Origin of the sequence: Haloplanus sp. GDY1, from assembly GCF_023703775.1 — an archaeon.
Taxonomy (GTDB): Archaea; Halobacteriota; Halobacteria; order Halobacteriales; family Haloferacaceae; genus Haloplanus; species Haloplanus halophilus.
Map to the genome: position 1 here is coordinate 1720321 of NZ_CP098514.1, position 15818 is coordinate 1736138.

The window sequence follows — 15818 nt, forward strand, 5'->3', positions numbered from 1 at the left end:
GCCGCGAGCGCGGCGGTCGAGCGGGCGGCGTCAGCAGACCGGCTTCGGGTCGACGCCCATCGCCTCCAGGCGCTCCTCGTACTCGGCGTAGGCGACGGCGACGGTCCGGTCGGCGGCGTCGAGCGCGCGGTCCCAGTCGTCGTCCCCACAGCAGTCGTCGAGGAGGGCGGCCCCGTCGTCGACGAGGGCGCGCGTCTCGGCGCGCAGGTCGCGGACCACGTCGGCCGCCGCCTCGTCGGCCTCGTTGACGAAGAAGTTCACCACCTGCAACAGCGACCGCTCGCTCACCAGGGGGCGGGCGACCAGGCCCGCGGCGACGCGCTCGGGGGTGGAGTCGAGGTCCCGGAGGTGGGCGTGGAGGTCGTCGGGGTCGGGGTCGGGGTCCGCCTCCGGGTCGTCCAGTAGCTCCGCCACCCGCTCGGCGTGGTCGCGCTCCCGGGCGGCGACGCGTTCGAACGCCGCCCGCGCCGCGTCGGTGGACTCGTCGGCCGCCCACCGCTCGAACGTCTCGGCGGCGCGACGCTCGGCGGCCGTCGCCGCCGCGAGCACCGACGCCCGGTCCAGTCGGGCCGCCGTCGACGCCACCAGCGCCTTCTCGGAGCCCAGTCGGTCGAGTTCGGTCGCTCGGTTCTCGGTCAGGGTGTCGACCAGCGTGTCGCCGTCCATGCCCGGCCGTAGGGCGGCGGGGGGCATTACCCTGACCCCACGCTTAACGCCGTCGGGCGCGTAGGGAGGGCGATGACAGCCGACACCGACGGGAGCGGGGCGGGCGCCGGGGAACTCGCGCCGGCGGCGCTCCGGGGGCGCCTCGCCGCCGGCGACCCGGTGACGCTGCTGGACGTGCGGAACCGCGAGGAGGTCGAACGCTGGCGCATCGAGGCGCCGTCGCTCACCCGCGTCCACGTGCCCTACATGAAGTTCCTGGCGGCGGGCGTGAGCGGCGACGTGACCGACCTCCTGCCGGCCGGGATACGGGAGCCGGTGGTGGTCGTCTGCCCGCACGGCGAGGCGAGCGCCGAGGTTGCCGACCAGCTCGTCGCGGCCGGCATCGACGCCGAGAACCTCGCCGGCGGGATGGAGGGCTGGGCGCGGCTCTACGACCGGACGGCCGTCGCGGAGGGCGACGCGACGGTCTACCAGTACCGCCGCCCCGCGAGCGGGTGTCTCGGCTACGCCGTCGTCGCCGGCGGCGAGATGGCCGTCGTCGACCCGCTGCGGGCGTTCGTCGACCGCTACCGGAGCGACGCCGCCGCCCTCGGCGCCGACCTGGCCTACGCCGTCGACACGCACCTCCACGCCGACCACGTGAGCGGCGTGCGGGCGCTCGCGTCGGCGACGGGGGCCACGCCCGTCCTGCCGCGGGGCGCGGTGGAGCGCGGCGTCGACGACGCCGCGGCCTTCGAGACGGTGGCCGACGGCGACGCCCTCGACGTCGGCGGGGTGGTCGTCGAGGCCGTCGCCCTCCCGGGACACACGACGGGAATGACCGGGTTCCGGGTCGAGGACGCGGGCGTCCTCCTCACCGGCGACAGCCTCTTTCTCACCGGCGTCGCCCGCCCCGACCTGCAGGAGGGCGCCGACCCCGAGGCCCAGGCCCGGGACCTGCACGCGACGCTCACCGACCGCCTCGCGCGGGTCCCGGACGACACCCTCGTCGCGCCCGGCCACGTCGACGCCGGCGTCGACGAGGGGCCGGCCGTCGCCCGCCTCGGCGACCTGCGCGACCGCCTCGCCGTCTTCGGGATGGACGAGACGGCGTTCGTCGACCACGCCACGCGCGCCGGCGCGGACCCGGCGAACGCCGCACGCATCGTCGCCATCAACCGCGGCCGGGAGGCCGTCGACGACGACGAGGCGTTCGAACTCGAACTCGGGCCGAACAACTGCGCCGCCGGGTGACGGCCCCGCACCCTTTATCACCGCGCCCGGTCACCCACGCCCATGTCCTACGACATCGCGGTCATTCCCGGCGACGGCATCGGGACCGAGGTGGTGGAGGCGGTCGAACCGCTGCTGGTCGACACCGCGGCGACCCGCGGCGTCGAGGTGGCGACGACGTGGTTCGACTGGGGGAGCGAGCGCTACCTGTCGGCGGGCGCGATGATGCCCGAGGACGCCCTCGACCGGCTGGCGGCCTTCGACGCCATCCTGCTGGGGGCCGTCGGCCACCCCGAGGTCCCGGATCACGTCACCCTACGGGGTCTCCGTCTCCCCATCACCAAGGGGTTCGACCAGCACGTCTGCAAGCGCCCCACCTACCTGTTCGAGGGCGTCGACAGCCCGCTCCGGGGGTACGAGGGCGGCGACATCGACTTCGTGGTCTACCGCCAGAACACCGAGGGGGAGTACGCGGACGTGGGCGGGCGCGAACACCGCGGCTTCGAGAACGAGGTGGCGGTGCAGGCGTCGGTGTTCACCCGCGAGGCCACCGAGGCGGTCGTCCGGCCGGCCTTCGAGGCGGCCAGCGAGCGCGCGGGCCACCTGACGAACGTCACCAAGTCGAACGCGCAGGCCCACGGGATGGTGTTCTGGGACGACGTCGTCGCGGAGGTGAGCGAGGAGTACCCCGACGTGGCGGTCGAACGGTTGCTGGTCGACGCCGCGAGCATGGACCTGATCCGCCGCCCCGACGAGTTCGACGTGGTGGTCGCCTCCAACCTCTTCGGCGACATCCTCACCGACATCGGCGGCGGCATCTCCGGATCGCTCGGCCTCGCGCCGTCGGCGAACATCGACCCCGAGGGCACCTACCCCTCGATGTTCGAACCCGTCCACGGCAGCGCCTTCGACATCATGGGGGAGGGGATCGCCAACCCGCTGGGGACCGTCCTGTCGGTCGAACTCCTGTTCGACCACCTCGGGGAGGAGGCTATCGCGGAAGCGCTCCACGGCGCGGTCGCCGACCAGTTGGCCGACCCGTCGGCCCCGCGGACGGCCGACATCGGGGGATCGGCGACGACGGTCGAAGTCGTCGACGACCTGGCCGCGCGCCTGGTCGAGTGAGGCGTCACAGCCGCCCGCTGCCCACGTACGCCAGCGCCAGACTCCCGGCGAGGATCAGGGCGCCGAACGCGGGGTCGGGGAGCCGACCCAGCGCGTCGCCGACGACGCCGACGGCGACGAGCGACAGGGCGGCGGCGGTCGGCAGCGGATGAGCGCGCAGTTCCCGAGCGAACGCCCGGAGCGACCAGTAGCCAACCTCGACGACCGAGCCGAGGGAGCGGTCGCCGTCCGGGTTCGCGGCCGGGTCGAAGGCGTCGAACGCGTCGCGGTCGACGGTGATCGTCTCGCCGCCGTGGACGCGGTGACCGTCGGCGTCGGCGACCCGGAGCAGGGTCACCGTCCCCCCGGTCACGCCGACGACGCGGTAGGTCCCGGGCGGATGGGCGGTGCCGGCGAGTGACACGTGATCGTAGACGGCGGGCGCGGGCATCGTCGTCCGATAGGGCGGCCGGATCCCTAAAACGGGCGCCCCCCCGAACGCCGATTCGAGCCATCAGGAGGACTATACGCCTCGTCCGAGAACGTGTCGGACGCATGGAACTATCCGAGTTCACGCGCTCCAACGCCCCCACGGAGGGTGGCGAGGGGTTCCGGACGGAGAACAACCGCCTGCTGAGCGTGCCGGTCGACGGGACGGTGACGATCAAGGCCGGGTCGATGATCGCCTACACCGGCGAGATGACCTTCACGGGCAAGTCCTCCGCCGAGGGCGGCCTCACGGGGTTCGTCAAGGACGCCGTCACGAGCGAGGGGACGCCGGTCATGGAGGCGGAGGGGAGCGGTCGCCTCTACGTCGCCGACCAGGGCAAGAAGGTCCGGATCCTCGACCTCGACGCCGACGAGTCGATTTCGGTCAACGGCACCGACGTCCTCGCGTTCGAGTCGGACGTCGACTACGAGATCGACACCATCGGGGACATCTCCGAGGTGGCGGCCGGCGGCCTGACGAACGTCTACCTCACCGGCCCCGGGCAGGTCGCCCTCTCGACGCACGGCGACCCGGTGGTGATGACGCCGCCGGTCGTCACCGATCCGGACGCGACCGTCGCGTGGAGTACCGACCTCTCGCCGTCGTTCGCGACGAACAAGGCGTTCGAGATCGGGCAGACCTCGGGCGAGGGGATCCAGATGCAGTTCACCGGGTCGACGGGGTTCGTCGTCGTCCAGCCCTACGAGGAGGGGGGCCAGCACCCCTAGTCCGGCCACGCGCCGTCGTCGAGCCCCCGTGGTATATCACGCGGCGGGGCGTACGCTCGGCCGACGATGGCCATTCCGACCTGGCTGTACGGCGACGGATCGCCGGACGACCGCCCCCCTGCCGACGACGCGCTCGACCCGTCGGCGCTGACGGACGCCACCGACGTGTTCGAGGTGCTCTCGGATCCGACGCGGGCGTCGATCCTCGCCGTCCTCCACGGCCGGTCGGCACCGATGTCGTACACGGCGCTCCGGGAGGCGGCAGGGGTCGAGGACAAGGGGCGGTTCAACTACCACCTCCGACGGTTGGACCGCCTCGTGCGGACCGCCGACGGGGCCTACGCCCTGACGGCGCGGGGGGAGCGCGTCGTGGGGAGCCTCCTCGCCGACGGGGCGCTCCTCGACGCGGAGAACTCGCGTTCTCCGAGGGTTTAGGCCGGGGCCGACCGTCGAGTCGGCCGTGAGGATGCTGGGTTCGATCAACCACGGGATGGAGAACGGATGACGGCCGACGCCGCCGACTCGCCGCGGTCCCCGGCGGCGTCGGAGGGGTCCGCCGTGCGCTTCTCGGCCGAGGGCGTCCGCGACGGGTTCGTCGAGTGCGTGCCGGTCGCGTTCGGCGTCGCCGGGTACGGCATCGTCTTCGGCATGCTGGCCCGGCGGGCCGGGCTGCGCGTCGCCGAAGCGGCGCTCATGAGCGCGACGGTCCTCGCCGGCGCGGCGCAGTTGCTCGCAATCGAACTCTGGGAGACGCCGCTCCCGGTCGTGGCGGTCATCGGCACGACCCTCGTCGTCAACCTCCGGTACGTGCTGATGGGGGCGGCGCTCCGGCCGTGGTTCGAGGGCCTCTCGCCCGCGAAGGCCTACGGGAGCGTCTTCTTCATCGCGGACGAGAACTGGGCGCTCACGATGGGGGAACTCACGTCGGGGAGCCGGCAGGGCGCGTACCTCCTCGGCAGCGGCCTCGCCGTCTGGGCGGCCTGGGTGCTCGCCACCGTCGTCGGCGCCGTCGCCGGCGGCCTGATCGGCGATCCGGCGCGGTACGGCCTCGATTTCGTCCTCACGGCGGTCTTCCTCGCCATCGCCGTCGGCCTCTGGGAGGGGCGGTCGACCCTGCTGCCGTGGCTGACCGCCCTCGTCGTCGCCGTCCTGTCCGCGCGGTACCTCCCCGGCCGGTGGTACATCCTCCTGGGCGGCGTCGCCGGGTGTCTCGTGGGGGTGGCTCGCGTTGGCGAGTGACCCCCTGGCGAGCCCACAGCTTCACTCACTACGTCCGCTCGGTCACGGACTCGCCGACGTCCCGTTCGCTCCGGTCACGGGATTGTCGCTCGATCCGGTCGTCGTCGCGGTGGTGGTGGGGATGGCCGCCGTCACCTACGCGACGAAGGCGGGTGGGCTGTGGGTCCTCGGGCGCGTCGAGGTGCCGGAGCGGGTCGAGACGGGGCTGGAACTGCTGCCCGGCGCGATCATCGTCTCGATCGTCGGGCCGGAACTGGTCGACGCCGGCCCGCCGGAGTGGGGCGCGGGCGCCGTCGTCGTGGCCGTGATGTGGCGCACCGGAAACGTCCTCCTCTCGCTGCTCGGCGGCGTCGGGGCGGTCCTCCTCCTCCGGACCGTGACGTGAGGCGGCGTCGGGGCGCCGAGCCCGAATCACCCCCGTCCCGTGCCCCTAAATACGGGTGTGGTGTAGGCACCGGCATGGCGATCCGAAGCCGGCGCACCGTCTACTATCTCGTGCTCGTCGTCGTCACGACGGCCCTCTTCACCGTCACCTACAACGTCGGGATGGCGGTGTGGGAGGGGCGCCCCCAGCCCCTGTATCGGTCCCTCGAAGTCGTCGTGCAGAGCTTCACCACGACCGGCTACGGCGAGGACGCCCCCTGGCGGACGCCACAGATGAACCTCCTCGCGATCACGATGCAACTGGCGGGGATCGGCCTCATCCTCACCGCCGTCGACGTGTTCGCGGTGCCGTGGCTCCGCGGGACGCTCGCGCCCACCGCGCCCGAGTCGGTGTCCGGGGTGTCGGATCACGTCGTCGTCTGCGAGCACACCCCCCGGACCGAGGCGTTCATCACGGAACTCGACGCCCGCGACCGGGCGTACGTCCTGGTCGAGGCCGACGAGGAGACGGCGGGCGACCTCCACGAGGCGGGCTACCGGGTCGTCCACGGCGACCCGGAGGCGACGGCGACCCTCGAGGGCGCGCGTCTCGACGCGGCGCGGGCGCTCGTCGCCGACGCGGCCGACGACACGAACGCGAGCATCGTCCTCTCGGCGCGGGAGACGGCCCCCGAGGTGCGCGTGATCACGCTCGTCGACGACGCGTCGCTCGCGCGCTACCACCGGGCGGCCGGCGCGGACGAGGTGCTCTCCCCCCGGCAGTTGCTGGGCCGGAGCCTGGCCGAGCGCGCCCCCACGCCCGTCACGACCGACGTGGACGACGGCATCCCCATCGGCGACGACTTCGAACTCGTCGAACTGACGGTCGCGTCGGAGAGCGACCTCGCCGGGCGGCCGTTCGGCGAGGTGCGATTGCGCGAGGGCTTCGGCGTCAACGTGATCGGCGCGTGGGTCGAGGGCGACTTCGAGACGCCCGTGTCGCCGTCGACGACCCTCGCGGCCGGCACGCGACTCCTCGTCACCGGCGAACCGGAGCGGGTGACGCGGCTGGCGGAGGCGACGGCGACGACCGTCCGCGAGTTCGGCCCCCGGCGGGTCGTCCTCGCGGGGTACGGCGACTCCGGGCGGGCGGCGGCCGAGGCGCTCGCGGGGTCCGGATCGGCCCTGACCGTCCTCGACGTCGAGGACGAACCGGCGGTCGACGTCGTCGGCGACGCCCGCGACCCGGACGTCCTCGCCGCGGCGGGGATCGAGGACGCCGCGGCGCTGATCGTCACCGTCGGCGACGACACGACCGCCATCTTCGCGACGCTCATCGCCCGCGAGTCGAACCCGGACCTTCACATCGTCGTGCGGGCGAACGAGGAGGCGGACGTCCAGAAGCTCTACCGGGCGGGCGGCGACTACGTCCAGTCGCTCGCGACGGTCAGCGGGCGCATGCTGGCCTCGACGGTGTTCGAGGACGAGGAGGTGCTGGCCTACGACAAGCAGGTGAGCGTCGTCCGCCTCCCCGCCGGCGACCTGGCGGGGCGGACCCTCGCGGGGGCGGACGTGCGGGCGGTGACCGGCTGTACCGTCGTCGCCGTCGTCAGGGACGGGGAGACGATCACGGAGGTCGACCCCGCCTCGTTCACCGTCGCGCCCGACGACGAGGTGATCATCGCCGGCACCGACGAGGCGACCACGCGCTTCGAACGCGAGTTCGGTGGGTGACCCGTTGGGCGTGACCCGTTGGGCGCATCGAGCGACAGATTCAATGGAGAACGGCCCGCTTCGACCGATATGTCCAACGGGGGGCGCGTGTTGTACGTCGGCGGCGACGAGCGAACGGCCGTCGATCGTCTCGCGGACGCCGTCGAGGGGGCCGAGGTCCGCGAGGCGACGACGGCCGAGGGAGCGCTCGAACGGGTCGCGGAGGGATCGGTCGACTGCGTCGTGTCGGCGTATCGGCTCCCCGACGCCGACGGCCTCGACCTGCTCTCGCGGCTCCGGGAACGCGAGCCCGGCCTCCCCTTCGTCCTCCATCCCGCGGAGGGCTCCGAGCGGCTCGCGAGCGCGGCGGTCGGGGCGGACGCCACCGACTACGTGTCGGAGGCGACCGACGACGGGATCGTCGACGCCGTGACCGCCGCGCTCGACGGGACGGCGGGCGGGCGACGGGAGCGGGGGGCGGCACGCGTCGCCGACCTCGTCCGGACGATCCAGGCGCGTCTCGTCCGGGCGCGGACGACCGAGGAGATCGACCGCGGCGTCTGCGAGGCCATCGTCGACACGGAGCCCTACGCCTTCGCGTGGGTCGGCGAGTACGACCGCGACGACGGGCGGGTGGTGCCGCGGGCCTCGGCGGGCTTCGAGGCGGGGTATCTCGAAGCCATCGAGATCACGGCCGACGAGGGGTCGCTCGGCCAGGGGCCGACCGGGACGGCCGTCAGGGAGCGGACGCTCGAAACCGTCCAGAACATCCCGGCGGAGCCGACGTACGAACCCTGGCGGGCGGACGCCGTGGAGCGGACGTACCGATCCAGCGCCGCCGTGCCGCTCGTCCACGAGGATCGGCTCTACGGCGTGTTGAACGTCTACGCCGACCGAACGGGGGCGTTCGACGAGGCGGAGAACGACCTGTTGCGGGAGCTGGGAGCGACGATCGCACACGCGTTCCACCGGATCCGGATACAGGAGCAGTACGAGTCCCAGTACCGCGAACTGTTCGAGGAGGCGCCGGTGATGGTCGCGCTGACGGACGACGCGGACGGCGGCCCGATCGTCGAGGACTGCAACCGGCGGTTCGCCGCCAAACTCGGCTACTCGCGCGAGGAACTCCGCGGTCGGCCGCTGACCGACGTGTACACGGCGGAGGCGGCGGCGAAACTCGCCGACGGCGGGTACGAACGGGCGCTCGCCGGCGAGTTCGTCACCGCGGAACGGACGCTCCGCACGCGCGACGGCGTTCGGCTGGAGACGCTGTTGCAGGCGACGCCGCGGCGGGACTCGAACGGGGACATCGTCGGCACGCACGCGCTCTACGTCGACATGACCGAGCGCAGGCGGGCGAAGGAAGTGATCGACCGGGCGGAGGCGATGGAGGCGTCGATGGACGGGATGGCGATCCTCACCGAGGACGGCGAGTACCGCTACGCCAACCAGGCCCACGCGGACATCTACGGCTACGACGACCCCGAGGTCTTCCTCGGCAACACCTGGCGGATGAACTACGAGGCGGAGGAGATCGAGCGGTTCGAGTCGACCGTGTTGCCGCTGGTCGCCGACGGCGAGGAGTGGCGCGGCGAGGCCACGGGCGTGCGGGCCGACGGGAGTTCGTTCCCGCAGGAGCTCTCGCTGAGTCCGCTGGCCGACGGGCGGTACATCTGTGTCGTCCGCGACGCCACCGAGCGCCGGCGGTACGAGCGCCGGCTGGAACGCCAGCGCGACAACCTCGAAATCCTCAATCAGGTGGTCCGACACGACATCCGCAACGACCTGCAGGTCGTCCTGGGGTACGCGGAGTCGCTCCGAGAGGCCGTCGACGACGAGCGAAACGACCACGTCGAGCGGGTGGTCACGAGCGCCCGCGACGCCGTCGAGATCACCGAGACGGCCGGCGACGTTGCCGAGGTGATGCTCACGGCCGACACCGAGACGAAGCCGGTCGGGCTCAGATACGTCCTCAACGACCGGATCGGCGAGGTCAGATCGGCCTACCAGGACGCGGTCCTGACGACCGACGGCGCGATTCCCGACGTCGAGGTCCGCGCCGACGACATGCTGGGGTCGGTGTTCCGGAACCTGCTCACCAACGCCATCGAGCACAACGACGAACCGGTGCCCGAGGTGACCGTCTCCGCGAGCGTCGACGACGCGGTGACCGTCCGCGTGGCCGACAACGGCCCCGGCATCCGCGACGAGCGAAAGGGGGCCATCTTCGAGGAGGGGGAGAAGGACCTCGACAGCGAGGGGACGGGACTGGGGCTGTATCTGGTCGCGACGCTCGTCGACCGGTACGACGGCGACATCCGGGTCGCGGACAACGACCCGAAGGGGACCGTCTTCACCGTCGAGTTGCCTGTCGCCGAGTGACGGGCGGGATTTTTCCGCGACGGGTGCGAACCGACGCCGGTGAGACGCCGTCGACTGCTCGCCGCGCTGGCCGGGGCGCTCCCGGTCGCCGGCTGTACGGGCGGGCCGGGCGATCCGATCACCAGCCTCGCCGTCAACCGGGACGACACGGACCACCGCGTGACCGTCTGGATCGCCCGCGACGACCGCCTCGTCGTGGCGAACGCGGTGACCGTGGCGGCCGGCGACGTTGCCGAAGTGGGGGAGGCGCCGTGGCGGCGCGGCCGCTACCGGGTGACGGTGCGCGTCGACGGCGAGGCCCGGATCGCCAGGGAGTTCCGGGCCACGGAGCCGTTCAACCAGCTCGACGCCGTCGTCGCCGCCGACGGGACGGTCGCGCTGAACCGGGGGCTGGCGGCCTAGGGCGCCCGCTCGCCGGCGGGAACCGTCGTCTCCAGCCAGTTCTCCTCGGGCGGGAGCGGACAGGAGAAGGCGTCGCTGAACGCACAGAACGGCGTGTACGCCAGGTTGAAATCGAGCGGCACCCGATCGCCGTCGGTCAGGTCCCGGTCGGGGGCGAGTTCCATGTAGCGGCCACCGCGGTACGTCTGCTGACCGGTCGTCTTGTCCCGGAAGGGGACGAACAGCTCGTCGCCGGCGGCGCTCTCCTGCCGGTAGGCGTGCAGGGTGTGGGTGTCGCCGTCCAGGTCGAACGTCAGGGTGGCGACCCGCAGGTAGCGGACGGTGCGGTCGTCGCTCGTCTCCATGTCGACTGGCTCGGGGTCGTCGTGGACCGTCACCGTCGCCTCGACGCGGTAGTCGGGGGCGGGGTCGAAGTAGTCGAGGCCGTCGAAGTCGTCGCGCTCCTCGGGCGGGAGGGGCGACGTCCGGTCCTCCGCGAACGCCCGGTCCTTCTCGGCGCGCTTCTCGCGCAGGCGGTCGGCGTAGTCGTCGGTCATACGGTCCGTTCCGGCCGGACGGGTTTCAGTCCGGCGACCGGCGGCGCAGTCCCGGTGACACCGACACAACCCGGTGACGTCGGCGACGGGGAACGCCTATATCCGCGCCGACCATACGTCCGGCGAGCCAATGCGGAGCGAACTACCAGACCGACCGGACGCGATCGACACGGGGGCGACCTGACGATGGAGCCACACGGGAGCCAGCCGCTCCTGACGGCCGGAACGCCCCTGGCGGAGGCGACGGCCGCCGCCGTCCTCGTCCACGGCCGGGGGGCGTCGGCACGGAGCATCCTCGGGATGGGCGAGGCGTTCGGCGTCGAGGGCGTCGCCTACCTCGCCCCGCAGGCCGCCGGCAACACCTGGTATCCGAACCCGTTCACCGCGCCCGTGGCGTCGAACGAGCCCGGACGCTCGTCGGGGCTGGCGGCCGTCGCGTCCGCCGTCGAGGAGGCCGCCGACGCGGGAGTCCCGACCGAGCGGGTCCTCCTGCTGGGATTCTCGCAGGGGGCCTGCCTCGCCAGCGAGTTCGTCGCCCGCAACCCCCGGCGGTACGGCGGGCTAGCGGCACTCAGCGGCGGCCTCATCGGCGAGCGGATCGACCCCGCGGACTACGCGGGCGACCTCGACGGGACGCCGGTCTTTCTCGGCTGTAGCGACGTCGACCCCCACATCCCCGCGGAGCGCGTCCACGAGACGGCCGCCGTCTTCGAGCGCTTGGACGGCGACGTGACGACGCGGCTCTACGAGGGGATGGGCCACACCGTCAACGCCGACGAGCGCGACCGCGTGACGTCGATGCTGTCGGCGCTCGTGGCGGAGTGAGACGGCGACGCGGCGGAGCCTACCGCTCCCGCGACGCCGCGGACTCGTCTTCCCGCAGGTTCTCGTCGAGGAAGCGCAGCGTCCTGTTCCACGCGTCTCGCGTGTCGTTCGGGCGGAAGCTCTCGCCGCTCGGGTTGGCGAAGGCGTGGCCCGCCCCCTCGTAGACGTGGATCTCGCGTTCGACCCCCAGGTCGCCCAGCGTCCGGTCGAACTCGCGGACGGTCTCGATCCCGACCACCCGGTCCTCGGAGCCGAAGATCCCGAGGACGGGGCCGTCGATGCGCCGCAGCGTCGACGCGTTCGTCGTCAGCGTGCCGTAGTAGATGACCGTCGCGTTCAGATCGGCGTCGCTCAGGCTCAACTGGAGGCTCTGCCCGCCGCCGAAACACCAGCCGAGGCTGGCGACCCGATCGGTGGTGTCGGGGCGGTCGCGAAGCCCCGAGACGGCCCGGCTCATCTTCGAGACGGCGACGTCGGGGTTCTCGCGCACCTGCCCGGAGAGTTCGGCCGCCCGGGAGGCGTTCGTCGCCACCTCGCCGCCGTAGAGATCCACCGCGAAGACGACGTAGCCGTGGCCGGCGAGGACGTCGGCCATGTGCTCGACGTTCCCGTTGAGCCCCCACCACTCGTGGATCACGACGACGGCGGGGTAGGTGCCGTCGTCGGCGGGTCGGGCGAGGTAGCCCGGCGTGCCGTCGATGGTCGTCCGGGTGCTCGTGATGGCCGAGAGGTTCTCGGCGTCGAAGACGTCGGCGTTGCCGCCGCTCGTGACCGCCTGGCAGGTGCCGTTCTTCTCGATGGCACCGGGCTGACAGCCCGTGTGGGGCGTCTGGGTGTAGGACGCCTCGGCGGTCGCCGTCGGCTCGGGGACGGGCGTCGGCGTGGGATCGGGCTGGTCGGTGGGGGTCGCCGTCGGCGTGTCCTCACCCGAGAGGACTCCCGAACAGCCGCTCAGGAGCACCAGCGCGGCGACGAGGACGGGAACGAGTCGTGAACTGGGCATCTCGTGTTGGGAAGGGAACGTGTCGGCAAAACCGTGTCGCCGACGGGGGCGCCGCGTCACTGCCGGTGCGTGGCGGACTGGACGGCGACGCAGGCGGTCCCGGCACCCGAGGGATCGGCAGGGGCGCCGCGGGGGCCAGCCGACGCCGTTCGTCGCGGACCGACCGGGGCGCGAGTTATCCGTCCCGGCCGCGTAGCGGGCACATGGCCCACCGATTCGTCCGCGCGACCCCGGACCGGGACCGCCTCCCCGAACTCCGCCGACGGCTCGACGACGGCGAGATAGCGACGATGCGCCCCTTCGGGAGCGCGCTGACGGCGGCGCTGGAGCGGGCACGGTACGACCCGGCGACCGGCGAGGCGGCGTGGGTCGAGGAGGACTACTGCTCGCCGCCGCTGGCCCAGGAGCGGGCGGCGGTCCTCGACGACTACTTCACCGAGATACGGGTCGTCGACCCGGACGTCGACCCCGCGGCCGGCTGGGAGCGACTGGACGACCTCCCCGGACTGTGGGCGGCGCTCGACGCCTGACACGCCGCTACCGCGTCCGTCCGCCGGAATCAGGGCTGATAACCGGGTCACCTCATTTATACGATCGGTGAGACATGAGCCGGTAGCATGGTTTCGAAGGGGGAACTGGGGGTGAGCTACCTCATCGGCGTCGGCATCGTCCTCTCCGGCACGCTCGGCATCGGCGTGGCGATGCCGTCGGGCGTGGTCGAACACACGTCGACGTCGCTTCTCGGGCTCACCATGGGGTTGATGGTCGCCGCCGGGTTCAGCCTGACGGGCATCGGGCTGGCCAACAGCCAACTCGACGACGAGCGGGTGTGGCGCGTGGCCGCCTGGTCGACGCTGGGACTGGGCGTCCCGACCGGGATCGCCCTCCTCCTGCCCCTGTGGTATCCGTCGTTGCTCCACGGCATCGACTGGCGGAGCGTCGTCATGGTCAACGTCGCGGCCGGCGGCGTCGTCGGCGTGCTCGTCGGCTCGCTGTTCGAACTCCGTGCCGAGCACGAGCGCACCCGGGCGCTGAACCAGCGCAACACGGTCTTCCTGCGGCTGTTCCGTCACGACATCCGCACCAGCATCAACCTCCTCCGCGGACACGTCGACCGGCTCGACGTCGACGCCGAGGAGCCGATCGAGGTGATCCACGAACAGATCGACCACGTCGAGCGCCTGAGCGACGCCGCACACCGCCTCGAAGAGCTCGAATCGATGACCGAGACGGAGCCGATCGACCTCGGCCGACTCGTCGAGGAGCGGGTCGACGACCTCCGGCGGACCGAGGATCGCGTGACCGTCGAGACAAACGTACGACCCGGGACGTACGTGTGGGCCAACGACCTGCTGGCGTCGGTCGTGGACAACCTGCTTCGGAACGCCGTGGAACACGGGGCCACGGAGGAGGAGTCGGAAGCCGACGGCCACCCGTGGCTGGCCGTGAGCGTCCGGTCCGCCGAGGGGCGGACGGGGGTCGTCGAACTGCGGGTCCGCGACGACGGCCCGGGCTTCTCGGAGACCGAACTCGCGGTCCACACCGGCGCGACCGAGACGGCGCTCCAGCACAGCGACGGCATCGGGCTCTGGCTGGTCCGCTGGATCGTCGACTCCTTCGACGGCGACGTGACGGTCGCCAACCACGCCGAGGGCGGGGCCGTCGTCACCGTCGCGCTCCCCGCGGCGGACCCGGACGCGGCGGCCGTGAGCCCGGATCCCTGACTCCCGCTGGACTGACCGCCCGTCGCTCGCCCGCCGGCCCCGCGACCACGGCGCCGGTCCCTCACCCGGGCGACGGACCGACCGACCACGGACCCGATAGCGCGTCGGCCCCGCCCGATCAGTGGGCGGACATGTCGGAGACGACGTTGAGACAGTAGACGCCGGCGACGACGAGGGCGATACCGACGGCCCCCGCGGCGTCGACCTGCTCGTCGAACGCCACGACGCCGATGGCCGCGATGGCGACGATGCCGACCGCGGCCCACGTTCCGTAGACGACGCCGACCGGGAGCTCCTCTAGCGCCAGCGAGAGACAGTAGAAGGCAGCCGCGTACCCGACGAGAACGCCCAGACTCGGGATCGGGCGCGAGAATCCCTGGGAGAGCTTCAGGGCGGTCGTTCCGAGAACCTCGGAGAGGATCGCAGCGGCGAGCAACACGTAGGGGTTCATGTGCCCCGGTTCTCCGCCCTCTCCGATGTGAATTTCGGCTCCGCTCACCGCCCGGCGTGCCGAGGCGACGTCCGCGGCCCCCGCGGGAGCGGTCGAAACGGGTCGGTCGCGGCGACGACTGCCCGACCGGCGGGTTCGGGACGAGCCGGCCCGAAGCGGCCCCGCCTACGCCGCCCGGAACTCACCGTGTTTCACGCCGATGCCGAACGCGAGCAGGCCGAACACGAGCATCGACGGCGCGACCATCGTCAGTACCGTCCCAGTTCCCATCATGCCGCCACCGACGAGGCCGGCGACGCCGAGGACGACGATTCCGAGGACTGCACCGAGCGCGACCGGTAGGCTGAACTCCATGCGTGACGGGAAGTGCTGGAGCACAATAGCATCGTCGCGACGGCGCCGCCGTCAGTCGCCGGCCGGAAACTTCCGACCACCGTCGGTGCCGACGGAGAGCGGGTCGTCCTGCCACTCGATGTCGAGGCTGTAGCGGGGGAGGTAGGGAGCCAGGTCGGCCGCCGACACGACGCCCCGGTAGCCCTCGTCGGTCACGACCGGCAGGTGCTTCACGCCCGCGGTCCGCATGCGCTCGGCGGCCTCACACACCGTCGAGTCCGGCGAAATCGTCGTCACCGGCGCCGACATGATCGCCCGAACGGCCGGCCGGTCGGCCGTCTCCGCGACCATCGCCACCAGATCGGAGTCGGTGACGACGCCGACGACGTCCCCGTCCGCGAGGACCGGGAGGGCCGACACCGTCGCTCGACGGAGGTACGCCGCCGCCGCGGACGCGGACGTCCCGGGCGAAATCGTGGGCGGTTCGCGGAGGCCGACGGCGTCGACGGTCGTTCGGATCATCCGTGCGACACGATACCGATCGACGGCATAAAACCTTGGTGGACATACACGTTACTAGTGATAATATTCCTAATAGATTCGTCGCTATACGTCGGTTCGGCGTTCGTATCGTGGTCGAATCGCTC

19 protein-coding genes are annotated in these 15818 nt (G+C 72.2%); 12 read left to right on the plus strand and 7 right to left on the minus strand.

Going from position 1 to position 15818, the window contains the following annotated elements; all coding sequences use genetic code 11:
* Positions 1-30 precede the first annotated feature (30 nt).
* Positions 31-666, minus strand: a complete 636-nt coding sequence (locus tag NBT67_RS09150; protein WP_251341412.1) for a hypothetical protein — start codon at positions 664-666, stop codon at positions 31-33.
* 72 nt (positions 667-738) lie between these two features.
* Here NBT67_RS09150 and NBT67_RS09155 point away from each other — a divergent pair, with 72 nt between their 5' ends.
* A complete protein-coding gene (locus NBT67_RS09155; protein ID WP_251341413.1) occupies positions 739-1899 on the plus strand; it encodes an MBL fold metallo-hydrolase in 1161 nt (386 codons plus the stop codon).
* Positions 1900-1941: 42 nt separating this feature from the next.
* Entirely contained in the window at positions 1942-3003 is a 1062-nt protein-coding gene (locus NBT67_RS09160) for an isocitrate/isopropylmalate dehydrogenase family protein (RefSeq protein WP_251341414.1), read from the plus strand.
* 4 nt (positions 3004-3007) lie between these two features.
* Here the strand turns inward: NBT67_RS09160 and NBT67_RS09165 are convergent, their stop codons facing one another.
* Positions 3008-3433 carry a hypothetical protein gene (locus NBT67_RS09165; protein WP_251341415.1) on the minus strand — a complete coding sequence of 142 codons (426 nt, stop codon included), beginning with the start codon at positions 3431-3433 and terminating at the stop codon, positions 3008-3010.
* Positions 3434-3537: 104 nt separating this feature from the next.
* Between NBT67_RS09165 and NBT67_RS09170 the strand changes: the two genes are divergently transcribed.
* From NBT67_RS09170 to NBT67_RS09200, 7 genes are all read left to right on the plus strand, one after another.
* On the plus strand, positions 3538-4200 hold the full coding sequence (locus tag NBT67_RS09170) for an AIM24 family protein (RefSeq protein ID WP_251341416.1): 663 nt from the start codon (positions 3538-3540) through the stop codon (positions 4198-4200).
* A 66-nt stretch (positions 4201-4266) separates the two neighbouring features.
* Positions 4267-4635: a winged helix-turn-helix domain-containing protein gene (locus NBT67_RS09175; protein ID WP_251341417.1), complete on the plus strand. Its 369-nt coding sequence runs from the start codon at positions 4267-4269 to the stop codon at positions 4633-4635.
* A gap of 66 nt (positions 4636-4701) precedes the next feature.
* Positions 4702-5439 carry an AzlC family ABC transporter permease gene (locus NBT67_RS09180; RefSeq protein ID WP_251341418.1) on the plus strand — a complete coding sequence of 246 codons (738 nt, stop codon included), beginning with the start codon at positions 4702-4704 and terminating at the stop codon, positions 5437-5439.
* 82 nt (positions 5440-5521) lie between these two features.
* Positions 5522-5824 carry an AzlD family protein gene (locus tag NBT67_RS09185; RefSeq protein ID WP_251341419.1) on the plus strand — a complete coding sequence of 101 codons (303 nt, stop codon included), beginning with the start codon at positions 5522-5524 and terminating at the stop codon, positions 5822-5824.
* A gap of 74 nt (positions 5825-5898) precedes the next feature.
* A complete protein-coding gene (locus NBT67_RS09190; protein ID WP_251341420.1) occupies positions 5899-7536 on the plus strand; it encodes a potassium channel family protein in 1638 nt (545 codons plus the stop codon).
* Between the two features lie 69 nt (positions 7537-7605).
* Positions 7606-9897 (plus strand): PAS domain S-box protein, encoded by a 2292-nt coding sequence (locus NBT67_RS09195; protein ID WP_251341421.1) that lies wholly within the window; start codon positions 7606-7608, stop codon positions 9895-9897.
* Positions 9898-9936: 39 nt separating this feature from the next.
* On the plus strand, positions 9937-10299 hold the full coding sequence (locus NBT67_RS09200; protein ID WP_251341422.1) for an Ig-like domain-containing protein: 363 nt from the start codon (positions 9937-9939) through the stop codon (positions 10297-10299).
* Here NBT67_RS09200 and NBT67_RS09205 read toward each other — a convergent pair.
* Positions 10296-10835: a DUF1684 domain-containing protein gene (locus tag NBT67_RS09205; RefSeq protein WP_251341423.1), complete on the minus strand. Its 540-nt coding sequence runs from the start codon at positions 10833-10835 to the stop codon at positions 10296-10298. The two genes, NBT67_RS09200 and NBT67_RS09205, sit on opposite strands and share 4 nt — an antisense overlap.
* Positions 10836-11021: 186 nt before the next feature.
* Here NBT67_RS09205 and NBT67_RS09210 point away from each other — a divergent pair, with 186 nt between their 5' ends.
* Positions 11022-11660 (plus strand): alpha/beta hydrolase, encoded by a 639-nt coding sequence (locus NBT67_RS09210; protein WP_251341424.1) that lies wholly within the window; start codon positions 11022-11024, stop codon positions 11658-11660.
* Positions 11661-11679: 19 nt separating this feature from the next.
* Here the strand turns inward: NBT67_RS09210 and NBT67_RS09215 are convergent, their stop codons facing one another.
* Positions 11680-12663: a dienelactone hydrolase family protein gene (locus NBT67_RS09215; protein ID WP_251341425.1), complete on the minus strand. Its 984-nt coding sequence runs from the start codon at positions 12661-12663 to the stop codon at positions 11680-11682.
* 203 nt (positions 12664-12866) lie between these two features.
* Here NBT67_RS09215 and NBT67_RS09220 point away from each other — a divergent pair, with 203 nt between their 5' ends.
* Complete coding sequence (locus tag NBT67_RS09220) at positions 12867-13193, plus strand: hypothetical protein (RefSeq protein WP_251341426.1); 327 nt, start codon at positions 12867-12869, stop codon at positions 13191-13193.
* Between the two features lie 87 nt (positions 13194-13280).
* Positions 13281-14387 carry a sensor histidine kinase gene (locus tag NBT67_RS09225; protein ID WP_251341427.1) on the plus strand — a complete coding sequence of 369 codons (1107 nt, stop codon included), beginning with the start codon at positions 13281-13283 and terminating at the stop codon, positions 14385-14387.
* A gap of 118 nt (positions 14388-14505) precedes the next feature.
* Here NBT67_RS09225 and NBT67_RS09230 read toward each other — a convergent pair whose 3' ends face one another.
* The 3 genes from NBT67_RS09230 to NBT67_RS09240 all read right to left on the minus strand — a co-directional run bounded on the left by NBT67_RS09230 (position 14506) and on the right by NBT67_RS09240 (position 15693).
* A complete protein-coding gene (locus tag NBT67_RS09230; protein ID WP_251341428.1) occupies positions 14506-14838 on the minus strand; it encodes a DMT family transporter in 333 nt (110 codons plus the stop codon).
* Between the two features lie 165 nt (positions 14839-15003).
* Complete coding sequence (locus tag NBT67_RS09235; RefSeq protein ID WP_251341429.1) at positions 15004-15192, minus strand: DUF7333 family protein; 189 nt, start codon at positions 15190-15192, stop codon at positions 15004-15006.
* Between the two features lie 51 nt (positions 15193-15243).
* Positions 15244-15693, minus strand: coding sequence for a CBS domain-containing protein (locus tag NBT67_RS09240; RefSeq protein ID WP_251341430.1), 450 nt, complete (start codon positions 15691-15693; stop codon positions 15244-15246).
* Positions 15694-15818 lie beyond the last annotated feature (125 nt).

Excerpts from the sequence above, each read along its gene's own strand:
- NBT67_RS09220 (WP_251341426.1), top strand. The coding sequence starts at position 12,867 with ATGGCCCACCGATTCGTCCGCGCGACCCCGGACCGGGACCGCCTCCCC.
- NBT67_RS09215 (WP_251341425.1), bottom strand. The coding sequence starts at position 12,663 with ATGCCCAGTTCACGACTCGTTCCCGTCCTCGTCGCCGCGCTGGTGCTC.
- NBT67_RS09230 (WP_251341428.1), bottom strand. The coding sequence starts at position 14,838 with ATGAACCCCTACGTGTTGCTCGCCGCTGCGATCCTCTCCGAGGTTCTC.
- NBT67_RS09190 (WP_251341420.1), top strand. The coding sequence starts at position 5,899 with ATGGCGATCCGAAGCCGGCGCACCGTCTACTATCTCGTGCTCGTCGTC.
- NBT67_RS09175 (WP_251341417.1), top strand. The coding sequence starts at position 4,267 with ATGGCCATTCCGACCTGGCTGTACGGCGACGGATCGCCGGACGACCGC.
- NBT67_RS09160 (WP_251341414.1), top strand. The coding sequence starts at position 1,942 with ATGTCCTACGACATCGCGGTCATTCCCGGCGACGGCATCGGGACCGAG.
- NBT67_RS09235 (WP_251341429.1), bottom strand. The coding sequence starts at position 15,192 with ATGGAGTTCAGCCTACCGGTCGCGCTCGGTGCAGTCCTCGGAATCGTC.
- NBT67_RS09150 (WP_251341412.1), bottom strand. The coding sequence starts at position 666 with ATGGACGGCGACACGCTGGTCGACACCCTGACCGAGAACCGAGCGACC.
- NBT67_RS09210 (WP_251341424.1), top strand. The coding sequence starts at position 11,022 with ATGGAGCCACACGGGAGCCAGCCGCTCCTGACGGCCGGAACGCCCCTG.
- NBT67_RS09170 (WP_251341416.1), top strand. The coding sequence starts at position 3,538 with ATGGAACTATCCGAGTTCACGCGCTCCAACGCCCCCACGGAGGGTGGC.
- NBT67_RS09225 (WP_251341427.1), top strand. The coding sequence starts at position 13,281 with ATGGTTTCGAAGGGGGAACTGGGGGTGAGCTACCTCATCGGCGTCGGC.
- NBT67_RS09205 (WP_251341423.1), bottom strand. The coding sequence starts at position 10,835 with ATGACCGACGACTACGCCGACCGCCTGCGCGAGAAGCGCGCCGAGAAG.
- NBT67_RS09180 (WP_251341418.1), top strand. The coding sequence starts at position 4,702 with ATGACGGCCGACGCCGCCGACTCGCCGCGGTCCCCGGCGGCGTCGGAG.
- NBT67_RS09155 (WP_251341413.1), top strand. The coding sequence starts at position 739 with ATGACAGCCGACACCGACGGGAGCGGGGCGGGCGCCGGGGAACTCGCG.
- NBT67_RS09195 (WP_251341421.1), top strand. The coding sequence starts at position 7,606 with ATGTCCAACGGGGGGCGCGTGTTGTACGTCGGCGGCGACGAGCGAACG.
- NBT67_RS09165 (WP_251341415.1), bottom strand. The coding sequence starts at position 3,433 with ATGCCCGCGCCCGCCGTCTACGATCACGTGTCACTCGCCGGCACCGCC.
- NBT67_RS09240 (WP_251341430.1), bottom strand. The coding sequence starts at position 15,693 with ATGATCCGAACGACCGTCGACGCCGTCGGCCTCCGCGAACCGCCCACG.